At 73.6% G+C, this 13,297-nt stretch carries 11 protein-coding genes and 1 tRNA gene; 1 reads left to right on the top strand and 11 read right to left on the bottom strand.

Translation table 11 applies throughout. The annotated features are described in order from the left end of the window. Nucleotides 1–91 precede the first annotated feature (91 nt). A complete protein-coding gene (locus ES689_RS01715; RefSeq protein WP_146899357.1) occupies nt 92–1,141 on the top strand; it encodes a 3-hydroxyisobutyryl-CoA hydrolase in 1,050 nt (349 codons plus the stop codon). An 85-nt stretch (nt 1,142–1,226) separates the two neighbouring features. On the opposite strand, the gene ES689_RS01710 is transcribed toward ES689_RS01715, so the two are convergent. From ES689_RS01710 to ES689_RS01660, 11 genes are all read right to left on the bottom strand, one after another. Then, nucleotides 1,227–2,294: a Gfo/Idh/MocA family oxidoreductase gene (locus tag ES689_RS01710; RefSeq protein ID WP_146899354.1), complete on the bottom strand. Its 1,068-nt coding sequence runs from the start codon at nt 2,292–2,294 to the stop codon at nt 1,227–1,229. After that, nucleotides 2,291–3,766: an NAD-dependent succinate-semialdehyde dehydrogenase gene (locus tag ES689_RS01705; RefSeq protein WP_146899351.1), complete on the bottom strand. Its 1,476-nt coding sequence runs from the start codon at nt 3,764–3,766 to the stop codon at nt 2,291–2,293. Before ES689_RS01705 ends, ES689_RS01710 begins: the two co-directional genes overlap by 4 nt. Continuing rightward, nucleotides 3,763–4,335: an isochorismatase family protein gene (locus tag ES689_RS01700; RefSeq protein WP_146899348.1), complete on the bottom strand. Its 573-nt coding sequence runs from the start codon at nt 4,333–4,335 to the stop codon at nt 3,763–3,765. The genes ES689_RS01705 and ES689_RS01700 overlap by 4 nt, the downstream gene beginning before the upstream one ends. Nucleotides 4,336–4,389: 54 nt before the next feature. Continuing rightward, nucleotides 4,390–5,943: a D-alanyl-D-alanine carboxypeptidase/D-alanyl-D-alanine-endopeptidase gene (dacB, locus tag ES689_RS01695; RefSeq protein WP_146899345.1), complete on the bottom strand. Its 1,554-nt coding sequence runs from the start codon at nt 5,941–5,943 to the stop codon at nt 4,390–4,392. 91 nt (nt 5,944–6,034) lie between these two features. Then, nucleotides 6,035–7,015 carry a Gfo/Idh/MocA family protein gene (locus tag ES689_RS01690; protein ID WP_146899342.1) on the bottom strand — a complete coding sequence of 327 codons (981 nt, stop codon included), beginning with the start codon at nt 7,013–7,015 and terminating at the stop codon, nt 6,035–6,037. A gap of 109 nt (nt 7,016–7,124) precedes the next feature. Then, a tRNA-Thr gene (locus ES689_RS01685) sits at nt 7,125–7,197 on the bottom strand. A gap of 60 nt (nt 7,198–7,257) precedes the next feature. Further along, nucleotides 7,258–7,917, bottom strand: a complete 660-nt coding sequence (locus ES689_RS01680) for a TetR/AcrR family transcriptional regulator (RefSeq protein ID WP_146899339.1) — start codon at nt 7,915–7,917, stop codon at nt 7,258–7,260. 14 nt (nt 7,918–7,931) lie between these two features. Continuing rightward, nucleotides 7,932–9,077, bottom strand: coding sequence for a DNA polymerase III subunit delta' (locus tag ES689_RS01675; RefSeq protein ID WP_146899335.1), 1,146 nt, complete (start codon nt 9,075–9,077; stop codon nt 7,932–7,934). Between the two features lie 10 nt (nt 9,078–9,087). After that, nucleotides 9,088–9,714: a dTMP kinase gene (tmk, locus tag ES689_RS01670; RefSeq protein WP_146899332.1), complete on the bottom strand. Its 627-nt coding sequence runs from the start codon at nt 9,712–9,714 to the stop codon at nt 9,088–9,090. Then, complete coding sequence (gene topA, locus ES689_RS01665; RefSeq protein ID WP_146899329.1) at nt 9,714–12,665, bottom strand: type I DNA topoisomerase; 2,952 nt, start codon at nt 12,663–12,665, stop codon at nt 9,714–9,716. Before topA ends, tmk begins: the two co-directional genes overlap by 1 nt. A gap of 151 nt (nt 12,666–12,816) precedes the next feature. After that, a complete protein-coding gene (locus ES689_RS01660) occupies nt 12,817–13,164 on the bottom strand; it encodes a helicase (RefSeq protein WP_146899326.1) in 348 nt (115 codons plus the stop codon). Nucleotides 13,165–13,297 lie beyond the last annotated feature (133 nt).

Here is a 13,297-nt window from a genome sequence, read left to right as displayed (position 1 = left end):
CTGCCGCCCGAGGCGCCAGGTCGCCAGATCGCCGGGCGCCGTGTCGCCGGGCGCCGTGTCGCCGGGCCGCTCGTTCGCCTAGCCTGGCGGCATGAGCGACGACGCCCGCGAGCCCGAGGTCCTGTTCCACGTCGACCGGGGCGTGGGCGTGGTGACGCTGAACCGGCCCGGCAAGATCAACGCGGTGACCGAGGGCATGCTCGGCCTGATCGAGCAGGCGCTGGACGCCTGGCAGGACGACGACGCGGTCGAGAGCCTGCTGCTGCGGGGCGCGGGCCCCCGGGGGTTCTGCGCCGGCGGCGACATCACGGCGATCCACCGGGACGCGACCGCCGACCCTGCCCGCAGCGTCGCCATGTGGCGCCGGGAGTACCGCGGTGCCCTCCGCCTCGCCCGCTGGCACCGGCCGGTCGTCTCGTACCTCGACGGCATCGCCATGGGGGCGGGAGTCGGGCTCGGCGGCCACGTCTCGCTCCGGGTCGTGACGCCGCGGAGCCGGGTCGGCATGCCCGAGACGCTGATCGGGCTCACGCCCGACGCGGGCGGCAGCTACCTGCTCTCGCGGGCGCCCGGCGAGCTGGGCACCCACCTGGCGCTCACGGGCACGGCGATGACCGCCTCCGACGCCCTGCTCACGGGCTTCGCCGACGTCCTCGTCGAGCAGGAGGGGGAGCCCGGCGGCGACCTCGTGCTGGACGCGCTCGCCACGGGCGGACCCGACGCGGTCAGGGCACTCGCTGTCGAGCCTCCCCCGGCGGCGCTCGCCGTCGACCGCAGCTGGATCGACGACGCCTACCGGGGCGACGACGCCGGACGGGTGCTCGCACGGCTCCGTGAACTCGAGCAGGACGGGGTCGCCGCGGCAGGCGGGGCGGCGGACGACCTCGAGGCCGCCTCGCCCACCTCCGTCGTGCTCACGCTGGCCGCACAGCGTCGGGCGCGCGGGCTGCCCGACCTCGAGGCGGTTCTCGGCCAGGAGCTGGGGCTCGTCACCGCACTCGCGGACTCGCCCGACCTGGTCGAGGGCATCCGCGCCCGCGTGGTCGACAAGGACAGGGCGCCGCGCTGGTCGCCCGGCTCCCTGGCCGAGGTCGACGCCGCGGCCGTCCTGGCGCGTGTCGACTGGGAGACGCGCCTCTGACCCGGAGCCAGGGCGAGCCGTAGCCGTAGCCGCAGCCGGAGCCGGAGCCGGAGCCGGAGCCGAGGGAACTCTAAGGCGCTCCGCGTCAGGCCGGTCCCGCGGACTCCCGCGCCGCCTCGATGACCTCGAGCGCCGCCAGCGAGTCGCGGGGGTCGACCGGCACGGGTCCCGTCCCCCGGAGCGCACGGGCGAGCTGCTCGTAGAACAGCGGGTAGCGCCCCTGGTCGGTCGGCTCGCGCCGGGCATCGCCCCCGATGCCGACCAGGCCGTGGCGCTCGTCGGGGACGCGACCGTACCCGGGATCGCGGGGCGACGTGCCCGAGGCGAGCTGCGCCTCCTGCGGGTCGAGCCCGTCGACGACGTACGCCCCCGACGTGCCGAGCACCCGGAGGCGGGGGCCGGGCTGCGCGTCGACGTGGCTCATCCAGAGTCGCGAGCGGACCCCGTTCTCGTGTCGCAGCGAGACGAAGACGTCGTCGTCGGCGGCTCCTGACGGGCGTCGCCGCGCGATCTCGGCGTGCACGTCGAGCACCGGTCCGAACAGGTGCAGCGCCTGGTCGACCAGGTGCGGGCCGAGGTCGAACAGGACGCCCCCGCCCTCCGCGGCCGTCGCCGACGACTTCCAGCCGGCGCGGTTGGCGGTCTTCCAGGGCTCGAAGCGCGACTCGAAGCTGTGGACGTCGCCCAGCGTGCCGTCCCGCACGAGCCGCGACGCCGTGAGGAAGTCGCCGTCCCACCGACGGTTCTGGTACACCGTCAGCGTCCGCCCGAGCGACTCGGCGAGCTCGATCAGTTCACGGGCCGAGGAGGCGGTGGTCGCGACGGGCTTGTCGACGACGACCGCGGACCCGGCGCGCAGCGCGTCCGCGGCCACCTCGGCGTGCGTCGCGTTCGGCGTCGCGACGATCACCAGGTCGAGTCCGAGGGCGTCGAGGTCACCCGCCTGCGGGACGACCTCGACCCCGGGGTGCGACGTGCGGGCCTGCTCGGCACGGTCGCCGTCGCGCGTGACGACGGCGGCCAGCTCGTACGAGTCGTCCGCCGCCACGAGCGGAGCGTGGAACACCCGGCCGGCGAGGCCGTAGCCGACGATCCCGACCCTGAGGCGGGGCCGGCCGACCTCACGCGGCTGCTGCCCTGCGGCGGCGCTCATGCGGCGAAGGGGTCGGGGGTCATCAGGTACACGGTCTCCAGGTACTCCTGGATGCCCTCCAGGCCGCCCTCGCGGCCGAGGCCGGACGCCTTGACGCCGCCGAACGGCGCCGAGGCGTTCGACACGACGCCGACGTTGAGCCCGAGCATGCCGGTCTCGAGGGTCTCCGCCAGCCGCTGGCCGCGTGCCAGGTCGCGCGTGAAGGCGTAGGCCACGAGACCGAACTCGGTGTCGTTCGCCTTCCGCACCGCCTCCTCCTCGTCGGCGAAGGTGGAGACGGCGAGCACGGGGCCGAAGATCTCGGTCGTGAGCAGCTCGCTGCCCGGCCGCACCCCGTCGAGGACGGTCGCCTCGTAGAACGTGCCCGTGCCGTCGACGCGCGCGCCGCCCGTCCGCACGACGGCGCCGCGCGCGACGGCGTCCTCGACGAGGCGCTCGGCCTTGTCGACGGCCCGGTCGTCGATCAGGGGGCCGACGTCGACCCCGTCGTCTGTGCCGCGGCCGAGCGTCATCGCCGCGACGCGCTCGGTCACCCTGCGGACGAACTCGTCCGCGACGTCCTCGTGCACGAGGAACCGGTTGGCGGCGGTGCAGGCCTGCCCGACGTTGCGGAACTTGGCGAGCAGGGCGCCCTCGACGGCGGCGTCGAGGTCCGCGTCGTCGAAGACCAGGAACGGCGCGTTGCCGCCGAGCTCCATCGAGGTGCGGAGCACGCGCTCGGACGCCTGGGCGAGCAGGGTCGAGCCGACCGGCGTCGAGCCCGTGAAGCTGAGCTTGCGGAGGCGCGGGTCGCGGATCAGGGGCTCGCAGACGTCGCCGGCCGAGGTCGTCGTCACCACGTTGACCACGCCGCGCGGCACCCCGGCCTCGGTGAGGATGCCGACGAGGGCGAGGGTGGTGAGCGGGGTCAGGTCGGCGGGCTTGACCACGACGGTGCAGCCGGCCGCGAGGGCGGGCGCGATCTTGCGCGTCGCCATCGCGAGGGGGAAGTTCCAGGGCGTGATGAGCAGGCACGGGCCCACGGGGCGCTTCAGCACGATCGTCCGGCCGGTGCCCTCGGGGTTCGTGCCGTAGCGGCCGGAGACGCGGACCGCCTCCTCGCTGGCCCAGCGGACGAACTCCGAGCCGTAGGCGACCTCGCCGCGCGACTCCACGAGCGGCTTGCCCATCTCGAGCGTCATGAGCAGGGCGAGGTCGTCGGCGCGCTCACGCAGCAGGTCGAACGCCCGCCGCAGGATGTCGGAGCGGGTACGGGGCGGTGTGGCCGCCCAGGCGGCCTGGGCCGCGACGGCGGCGTCGAGGGCGCGGAGGCCGTCGGACGCGTCGGCGTCGGCGACCGTCGCGATGACCTCGCCGGTCGACGGGTCGTGCACGTCGAAGGTGCGGCCCGAGGCCGCCGGGGCCCACTCGCCGTCGACGTGCAGGCCGGTCGGCACCGCCGCCAGGACGCGGACCTCGTCGGCGGCGCTCACGAGCGCGCCGTCTCGACGCCGGCCGCGCGCAGCTCGTCGAGGGCGGCCGCGCTCGGCCCCTCGGCGACCCCGGCGACGAGGTCGGTCAGGACCCTGACGTGGAGCCCCGCCCGCGCCGCGTCGAGGGCCGACGCCCGGACGCAGTGGTCGGTGGCCAGGCCCACGACGTCGACGTCGGTGACGCCGTGCCGTGCCACGAGGTCGACGAGCGACTCTCCCGACTCGGTGGCGGCCTCGAAGATCGAGTAGGCCGGAGTTCCCGTTCCCTTCCGCACGTGCTCGTCGACGAGCGAGACGTCGAGGTCGGGGTGGTACTCGGCGCCCGCCGTGCCCCGCACGCAGTGCGGCGGCCAGCTGTCGACGTAGTCCGGCTCGGCCGAGAAGTGTCCGCCGTTGTCGCCCTGGTCGTCGTGCCAGTCGCGGCTCGCGACGACGACGTCGTACCGGGCACGGTCCGTTCGGAGGTGCTCCGTCACCCGGGCGGCGACGCTCGCGCCCCCGGTGACGGCGAGGGCGCCTCCCTCGGTGAAGTCGTTCTGGACGTCGATGACGAAGAGCGCGGTGGTCATGCTCCCATCCTCCCTCTGTGCTCTGGTGCTGGTTCGGTGCTGGTGCTGGTCGGGTCAGGTGTTCGCGAGCGAGCCGCCGCAGCGCCACACCGAGGCCGTGAGGGTGTCGAGCGCGCTGCGGGCGTTGTCCTGCACCGGGCCGATCGCGTAGAACGCGAAGGTCAGGGGCGTGCCGTCCGCCGAGTCGATCGAGCCGGCGAGCGTGTACGCGGTGTCGATCCAGCCGGTCTTGGCGTGGACGGCGCCGCGGGCGTCGGCGTTCGAGCCCGTGAAGCGGGAGGCGAGCGTGCCCGTGCGGCCCGAGATCGGCAGGGCGTCGTAGACCGTGCCCAGGCCGTGCGCGCGGTCGCGCACCTGGATCATCAGCCGCGCCACGAAGGTCGACGCAACCGCGTTGTCCTCGCTCAGCCCCGAGCCGTCCACGATCGTGATCGCCGACGTGTCGAGCCCGTAGGTGCCGCCGAGCGCCGACCGGTACAGGGCCGTCAAGGAGGCGGCGGACCCGTCCGCCCCGGACACCCGCGACGAGGCCCGAGCCAGCATCTCGGCCAGCGTGTTGTCCGAGTTCGGCAGCATCTGGCCGATCAGGGTCGAGACGGGCTGCGACTGGACGGAGCCGAGCACGGTCGTGCTGCTCGCCGTGCCCTGGGAGATCGACGCCGAGGCGGCGCCCGGGACGCCCGCCGCGACGAGCGCGGAGCGGAACGCCTCGCCCGCACGCCCGACCGGGTCGGTGCTGCGCGGGCTCGTGTTCGCCGACGGGTCGGCACGGTCGCCGTCGACCATCAGCGCCGTGACCTCGCTGTGGTAGCCGATCGTCTGCTCGGTCCGCTTCCAGGACGGGTCCCACCTGTCGGCCTGGCTCCACCAGGTGGCGTCGAGCGTGATCTGCGAGACCGGCTGTCCGCCGAGGGAGGCGGCGACCTGCCCCGCGAGGTCGGCGAGCGTCGGGGCGCCCGAGTACACGCTGCGGCCCGTCGCGCTGAGGGTCGCGTCGCCGCCGCCCACGAGGGCGACGCTCCCGCTGCCCGGATCGCCGGTCACCGTGGTCGTGAGCCGGTGGTCGCCGCCGAGGACGGAGAGCGCGACGGCGCTCGTCAGGGTCTTGAGCACGCTGCCGGTCCGGGCCGGGGTCGAGCCGTTCCGGTCGAAGAGGACCTCGCCCGTCGCGGCGTCGACCACCGACCCCTCGAACTGCGCGAGGCGAGGGTCGGAGGCGGCGGCGGCCACCGAGCAGGTCCGCAGCTTCGTCGCGGGCGGGACGACCGCGGGGGCGGCCCGCTGCGGGTCGGGTGCCACGGTCGGGTCGGGCGTGACGGTGACGACGTCGGTCGGTCCGACTGCGGGGTCCGCATCGGCGTCGGCGTCGGCCAGCGCGCTCGACCCGGACGAGGCGTCGGGGGCGGTCGCGGCCCCGGCGGCGACCGCGCCGCCGCCGAGCAGGGCGAACGCGAGGACGCCGGCGGTCACGAGAGCGGTGCGCGGGTGCTCCCGCAGGAGGCGCGCGACCGACGCGCGCACATCTCGCGTCCGGTCTCCCTCCGCCGTCACCTCGGGGGCGCCGTCGTCGGAGGGACGGTCGTCGGGGGTCGCGTCCTGCTCGCTCATCCAGGACATCCTACGAAACGCGTGCCTCCTCCGGGGGCCGCGCCCGCGCCTCCTCGGCTCTCGGGCCCATCCGGCCGGCTCGGCGCTCGGCTCAGCGCTCGGGGTAGTGGACGCCGACCTGGCGGCGGACCTCGTCCATGGTGGCCATCACGGCCACGATCCCGTCGGAGGTGAGGGCGGGGCTCTCGAGGTCGCCTGCCTCGACCAGGCGGGCCAGCTCGAGGGCCTGGTGGTGCATGCCGCGCAGGTCGCCCTCGTCCGAGTCGAACCGCTCGACGACCTCGCCGCCCGCATCGACGACGGTGAACCCGCCAGGGGCGTAGAAGGTGTGGTCGATCTCGATGCGACCCGCGCTGCCGTGCAGGACGGCGTCGTTGCGCCCCGCGGTGTCGAGCGCGCAGAACAGGTTCGACGTCGCACCGTTCTCGTGGCGGAGGGTGATGCCCGTGCGCACGTCGACGCCCTGGTCGCTGAGCACGGCCGTCGCCGCGACGGCGCCGACCGGGCCGAGCAGGTCGTGGGCGAACGAGACCGGGTAGACGCCGAGGTCGAGCAGGGCGCCGCCGCCGAGTGCCGGGTCGTTGAGGCGGTGCCGCGGATCGGTCGGCAGCGACTGCATGTGGGCGGCCGTGAGGAGGCGCGGCTCGCCGATCACCCCGCTGCGGACGACCTCGCGGAGCCGGACCTGCTGCGGCAGGTAGCGGGTCCACATCGCCTCGAGTGCGACGACGCCCGCCTCGCGAGCCGCGGTCAACACCCGCCCGGCCTCGTCGGCGGTCACGGTGAACGGCTTCTCGACGAGGACGTGCTTGCCCGCCCGGATCGCGAGGAGCGCGTTCTGCTCGTGGAAGACGTGCGGCGTCGCGACGTAGACCGCGTCGACCTCCGGATCGGCGACGAGGTCGTCGTAGCTGCCGTGCGCGGTGGCGATGCCGTGGTCGTCGACGAAGCGCCGGGCCTTGTCGGCGTCACGTGATCCGACGGCCGCGACCGTGATCCCTGCCGTCGTCAGGTCGTTCACGAAGGTGTCGGCGATGCCGCCGGCGCCGAGGATTCCCCATCGGATGCTCATGCGACCTGTCTACCAGGCAGCGCGCGGCGTCGCGGAGCCGGGAACGGTGTAGGCGCGGTGCCGGGAACGGTGAAGGCCCCGATCCGGCGGGGATCGGGGCCTTCTTCGGAGCCGCTTTGGGGAATCGAACCCCAGACCTTCTCATTACGAGTGAGACGCTCTGCCGACTGAGCTAAAGCGGCGGATCTCGATCAGATCGAGAACCCGTGCCTCGCGGCACGATCACCCACTGTAGCGGATTCTCAGACCTGTCGCGTCACGACGCGGCCGAGCTCGGCGAACGACGCCTCCATGCGGGCGCGGAGCCCGTAACGGTGGTCCGTCGCGTGGTCGGCGTCGTCGTCGTCGATCCACTCGCCCCAGGCGTGCCGGAGCGCGGCGATGGCCACGAGGGTGAGCAGGTGGGCGCTGCTGAGGTCGGATTCCTCCGTGGCGTCGTCCGCGCGGCCGGGGGCGGTGGCCAGCCGGCGGGCGACGATGCCGGTGAGGCGGTCCTCGAGCACGCGGGTGGAGGCGATCCGGCGGGCGAGCAGGTCGGGATGGCTGCGGAGCACCATGCGTCGGCGCTGCACCAGGTCGCGGTCGAAGGTCGCCGTCACGACCGCCTCGTCGAGGAGGCGGATGAGACCGTCGATGATCGGCTCGTCGTGCGCGCCGAGGAACCGGTCGAGCGACTCGCCCTCGGGCAGGTCCGGCAGGTCGCCGACGACCGCCTCTTCTTTCGACGTGAAGTAGTTGAAGAACGTGCGGGGCGACACGTCGGCACGGCGGCTGATCATGTCGACGGTGACGGCCTCGAGTCCCTCCTCGCCGATCAGGTCGAGGACGGAGAGCTGGATGGCCCGTCGGGTGGCCAGGCGCTTGCGCTCACGCAGGCCCGGGGCGGCAGTCGGGTCGGTCATGCCGCCATCTTGCCTCACCTGACCGCGTGTCGGCTGACGGCCACCAGCATGGCCTCGAGAGCCAGCGCGGGGGCGACGTTCGACTCGATCCGCCGACGGGCGACGGCGATCGCGTCCATGACGGCGAGCGTGCTCGCGGGCGACGAGGCCGCCGTGGCCTCGTCGAGCCGACCGCGCACGGCCTGGTTGATCGGCTCCTCGCCCACGCCGAGGTGGAGCAGGAGGACGTCACGGTAGAGCGACAGCAGGTCGACGAGGATCCGGTCGATGCCGTCGCGCAGGCTCCGGGTCGCCCGGCGCTTCTGGTCGTCCTCCAGCGCGCGGAGCTGGCTGCGGAGAGCCGGGGGCACCGTTCCTCCGGGCTCGACGCCGAGGGAGCGGAGCGCGCTGGCACGCTCCTGGGCGTCGCGCTGCTCGGTGATGGCCTTGGCGTCGTCGCCGGCCACGGCCAGCATCGTCGTCGCAGCGTTCACCGCGTCGGACACGCTGCGGATGGCGAGCGCGGCCTCGAGCGTCCGTCGGCGACGCTCGCGCGCCTCTTGGTCGGTCGCCAGGCGGAGCGCCATGCCGATGTGGCTCTGCGCCTCGCGCGCCGCCGTCACGGCGGTCTCGCGGTCGATGCCGTCGCGACGCACGAGCAGGTCGGCCACGTCGGCCACGCTCGGCGTGCGGAGGCGGATGCTGCGCACCCGGGAGCGGATGGTGGGGATGAGGTCGGCCTCGCTCGGGGCACAGAGGATCCACACCGTGCGGGGCGGCGGTTCCTCGAGGGCCTTGAGCAGCAGGTTGCTGGTGCGCTCGGTCATCCGGTCCGCGTCCTCGATGACGACGACCCGGTAGCGGCCGACCGACGGCGAGAACTGGGACGACGCGACCAGCGACCGCACCTCGTCGATGGTGATGATGATCCGCTCCGTGCTGAGCACCGCCAGGTCGGGGTGCGACCGGGCGTCGACCTGACGGCTCGTCGCCTCGTCGTCGTGGCCCCTCGACAGCAGCGCGGTCGCGAAGGCGTAGGCGAGGTTCGAGCGACCGGAGCCGGGCGGGCCGGTGATCAGCCACGAGTGCGTCATGGCCGACCGGGAGGGGTCGGCCGAGGCGGCCGCCCTGAGCAGCTCGACGGCGTCGGCCTGGCCGGTCAGGCCGTCCCAGCTGCTCATCGGTCGCTGCTCACTGCTCGGCCAGGAGGTCGGCGACCCTGGCACGCACGGTCGCCGCCACCTCGCCGACGGGCAGCGTCGCGTCGACCACGAGGAACCTCCCGGGCTCGGCACGGGCGATCTCGAGGTAGGCGTCGCGGACACGGCCGTGGAACGCCGCAGCCTCGGACTCGAGCCGGTCGTACGACTTCTCGGCCGCGTCGAGGCGCGACCGGCCGACCTGGGGGTCGAGGTCGAGGAGCACCGTGAGGTCGGGCGTCAGCCCGCCGGTCGCCCAGGTGGAGAGCTCGCGGACCTCGTCGCCGCCGAGCACGCGGCCCGCGCCCTGGTAGGCGACGGACGAGTCGACGTACCGGTCTTGCAGGACGACCTCGCCGCGGTCGAGAGCCGGGCGCACGAGCGTCTCGACGTGGTGGGCGCGGTCGGCGGCGTAGAGCAGCGCCTCGGCCCGCGGGGCGATGTGCCCCCTGCGGTGCAGGACGATCTGCCGCAGCTCGAGGCCGAGGTCGGTGCCGCCGGGCTCCCGGGTGCGCACGACGACGTGACCCTGCCCGCCGAGCCATTCCTCGAGCAGCGCCGCCTGCGTGGTCTTGCCCGATCCGTCGCCGCCCTCGAGGGTGATGAACAGACCGGCCACTACGAGGCCTCCGGGGCGGCGCCGTCCGTGCTCGCCGCGGCGGCCTTCGCCGCAGCGGGCTTCCGCGCCGCAGCGGGCTTCTTCGCCGCGGCGGGCTTCGTGGCAGTCGACGTCGCAGCAGCGGGCTTCGCAGCCGCGGGCTTCTTCGCGGCCGGCTTCTTCGCGACGGGCTTCTTGGCAGCGGGCTTCTTCGCGGCAGGCTTCTTCGCGGCGGGCTTCTTCGCAGGGCCCTTGGCGCGCTTGTCGGCCAGCAGCTGGATCGCCCGCTCGAAGTCGACCTCCTCGACGGTCTCGCCGCGCGGGATGGTGGCGTTGGTCTCGCCGTCCGTCACGTACGCCCCGAAGCGGCCGTCCTTGATCTTGATCGGCTTGCCGCTGACCGGGTCGGCCTCGAACTCGGCGAGGGCACTGCTGGCGCGCTTCGCGCCGTACTTGGGCTGGGCGTAGAGCTCGAGCGCACCGGGCAGGTCGATCTCGAAGATCTGGTCCTCGCCGGTGAGCGACCGGGTGTCGGTGCCCTTCTTGAGGTAGGGGCCGTAGCGGCCGTTCTGAGCCTGGATCTCGTCGCCCGTCTCCGGGTCGACACCCACGGTGCGCGGCAGGTCGAGCAGCGCGAGAGCGGTGTCGAGGTCGATGGTGTCGACGCTCATGCTCTTGAACAGCGATGCCGTCCGCTCCTTGGGCGCCGCCTTCTTGGCCGGGGCCTTCTTGGCGGGCGCCTTCTTCGCGGGCTCCCCCGTCGCCGTCGCCTCAGCCGTGGCCGCGGCGGCCCCTGTCTCGACGACCTCGCCCGTCGCCGGGTCCGCCGTGATCCCCTCCGGGGTGCGCTCCGTCACGTACGGGCCGAAACGGCCGTCCTTGGCGAGCACCTCCTTGCCGGACTCGGGGTTGACGCCGACGACGCGGTCGCCGATGACGGGAGCGTCGATGAGCTCGCGGGCACGGGCGGGCGTCAGCTCGTCCGGCGCCATGTCCTCGGGGACGTTGACCCGGCGGGGGGTCTCGGGATCGTCGCCCGGAGCCTCGAGGTAGGGGCCGTAGCGGCCGATGCGCAGGGTGAGGCCCTCGCCGAGCGGGATCGAGTTGATGTCGCGCGCGTCGATCTCGCCGAGGTTGTCGATCACCTTGCGGAGCCCGCGGTGCGTGTCGTTGCCGAAGTAGAAGCCGTTGAGCCAGTCGACCCGGTCGGCGTCGCCGCCGGCGATGAGGTCGAGGTCGTCCTCCATGCTGGCCGTGAAGTCGTACTGGACCAGGTCGCCGAAGTACTCCTCCAGCAGCCGCACGACCGAGAACGCGATCCAGTTCGGCACGAGCGCCGTGCCCCGGGGCGTGACGTAGCCGCGGTCGACGATCGTCGACATGATGGCGGCGTAGGTCGACGGACGCCCGATCCCCAGCTCTTCGAGGGTCTTGACGAGGCTCGCCTCGGTGTACCGCGGCGGCGCGCTCGTGTCGTGGCCCTTCGCCTCGATCTCGTCGAGCGTCAGCTGCTGCCCCTCGGTGAGCGGCGGCAGCTTGGCCTCGGCCGAGTCAGCAGCACCGTGCCGGTCTTCGTCGCGCCCCTCTTCGTAGGCGTTCAGGAAGCCGCGGAACGTGATGACCGTGCCGGTCGCGACGAACTCGGCCGCGGTGCGGGCGACGCCCTCGGCGGAGACGCCCGCCACCGCGTCGGCGGTCGTGGCCGTGACGACGACGGAGGCCGTCGAGCCCTTGGCGTCCGCCATCTGCGAGGCGACGGTGCGCTTCCAGATGAGGTCGTAGAGCTTCCAGTCGTTGCCCCGGAGGGTCGACTGCATGTCGCTCGGCGTGCGGAACGTGTCGCCGGACGGGCGGATCGCCTCGTGCGCCTCCTGGGCGTTCTTGCTCTTGCCCGTGTACACGCGGGGCTTCTCGGGCACGGTGTCGGCGCCGTAGAGCGACGCGGCCTGGGAGCGGGCGGCGTTCGTCGCCTGCTGGGAGAGCGAGGGCGAGTCGGTGCGCATGTAGGTGATGTGCCCGTTCTCGTAGAGCGACTGGGCGACGCTCATCGTCTGGCGGGCGGAGAAGCGCAGCTTGCGCGCCGCCTCCTGCTGCAGGGTCGACGTCGTGAACGGGGCGGCAGGACGGCGCGTGTACGGCTTGGACTCGACCGACGAGACGACGATGTCGACGCCGCTCGCCTGGATCGCGCGGGAGAGCGCCCCGGCCGAGGCCTCGTCGAGGGCGACGGCCTGCCCCTTGGGCTGGCCTCGGTCGTCGAAGTCGCGGCCGCTGGCGACCCTGGTGCCGTCGACCCGCACGAGGCGCGACGAGAACGGGACGGCGTCGGCAGCGGGCTCGAAGGTGGCGGTGAGGTCCCAGTAGGAAGCGGAGACGAACGCGAGCCGCTCCCGCTCGCGGTCGACGACCAGGCGCGTGGCCGCCGACTGCACGCGACCGGCGGAGAGGCCGGGGCCCACCTTGCGCCAGAGCACCGGCGAGACCTCGTAGCCGTAGAGGCGGTCGAGGATTCGTCGGGTCTCCTGGGCGTCGACGAGAGCAGTGTCGAGCTCGCGGGTGTTCTCCTGCGCCTGCTGGATCGCGTCCTTCGTGATCTCGTGGAAGACCATCCGCTTGACGGGGACCTTCGGCTTCAGCTCCTGCAGCAGGTGCCACGCGATGGCCTCGCCCTCGCGGTCCTCATCAGTCGCGAGGTAGAGCTCGTCCGCGCCCTTGAGCGCTCGCTTCAGGTCGGAGACCGTCTTCTTCTTGGCGTCGGAGACGACGTAGTAGGGCTCGAAGCCGTTCTCGACGTCGACGGAGAACTTGCCGAGCGACCCCTTCTTCAGCTCGGGGGGCAGGTTCTTGGGCTCGACGAGGTCACGGATGTGCCCGACCGAGGCGAGCACCTCGTAGCCGCTGCCGAGGTACTGCCCGATCGTCTTGGCCTTCGCGGGCGACTCGACGATGACCAGTTTCTTCGTGCCTGGCACGGGACTCCTTGCTTCGGGGAACGTCTGGATCCGGTCACGAGGACCGGTCAGGGGGCGGTGGCGGGCGGTTCTCGAGGCGTCCCGACCTGGGGACCGACGGATCGTGCGCTGCCGACAGGCACACCATACACACACCCTCCGGCGCTCCGGCTCACGGCCCGAGACCGGTCTGGTCGCGTGCGGACGGAGGCGGACCCGCCGTGGCGGCAGCCCGGACGACGACCCCGAGGAGGGCAGCGGACCCCGTCACGACGACCGTCACGACGAGCCCCTCGACCGCACAGGAGGTGAGCTCGACGGCGTTCGCCGCGGCCGACGACGCCGCCCGCGCACAAGGGCCGGCACCGTCCGCGACGAGCCCGGCCGCGGCGTCGGCGGCGGCGAGCGCGGACGCGTCCGCGGCGCCCGCCACCCTGCTCCGCTCGGCGAGCGCCTGCGTCCCCGCGAGGGCGGCGACGGCGAGGACGGCGGTCACGACGACGACCGAGACGCAGGCCACGGAGGCGCTGCCCCTGTCGCCGGGGCGGACCCTGCGGCCCAGGACGGTCCGGCCCCTCCTGCGCCTCACTCCTCTCGTCTGCTCCTCCTCGCTCCCGTGCACCTCTTCTCTCCTGGACACCTCTTGTCTCTTG

The sequence above is a fragment of the Frigoribacterium sp. ACAM 257 genome, from assembly GCF_007954365.1.
In the GTDB taxonomy this organism is placed as follows: domain Bacteria; phylum Actinomycetota; class Actinomycetes; order Actinomycetales; family Microbacteriaceae; genus Frigoribacterium.
The sequence above is the reverse complement of the archived record's forward strand: the minus strand, read 5'-3'. Positions and strand labels throughout refer to the sequence as shown.

Excerpts from the sequence above, each read along its gene's own strand:
- ES689_RS01680 (WP_146899339.1), bottom strand. The coding sequence starts at position 7,917 with ATGACCGACCCGACTGCCGCCCCGGGCCTGCGTGAGCGCAAGCGCCTG.
- ES689_RS01690 (WP_146899342.1), bottom strand. The coding sequence starts at position 7,015 with ATGAGCATCCGATGGGGAATCCTCGGCGCCGGCGGCATCGCCGACACC.
- ES689_RS01715 (WP_146899357.1), top strand. The coding sequence starts at position 92 with ATGAGCGACGACGCCCGCGAGCCCGAGGTCCTGTTCCACGTCGACCGG.
- ES689_RS01710 (WP_146899354.1), bottom strand. The coding sequence starts at position 2,294 with ATGAGCGCCGCCGCAGGGCAGCAGCCGCGTGAGGTCGGCCGGCCCCGC.
- ES689_RS01675 (WP_146899335.1), bottom strand. The coding sequence starts at position 9,077 with ATGAGCAGCTGGGACGGCCTGACCGGCCAGGCCGACGCCGTCGAGCTG.
- ES689_RS01700 (WP_146899348.1), bottom strand. The coding sequence starts at position 4,335 with ATGACCACCGCGCTCTTCGTCATCGACGTCCAGAACGACTTCACCGAG.
- dacB (WP_146899345.1), bottom strand. The coding sequence starts at position 5,943 with ATGAGCGAGCAGGACGCGACCCCCGACGACCGTCCCTCCGACGACGGC.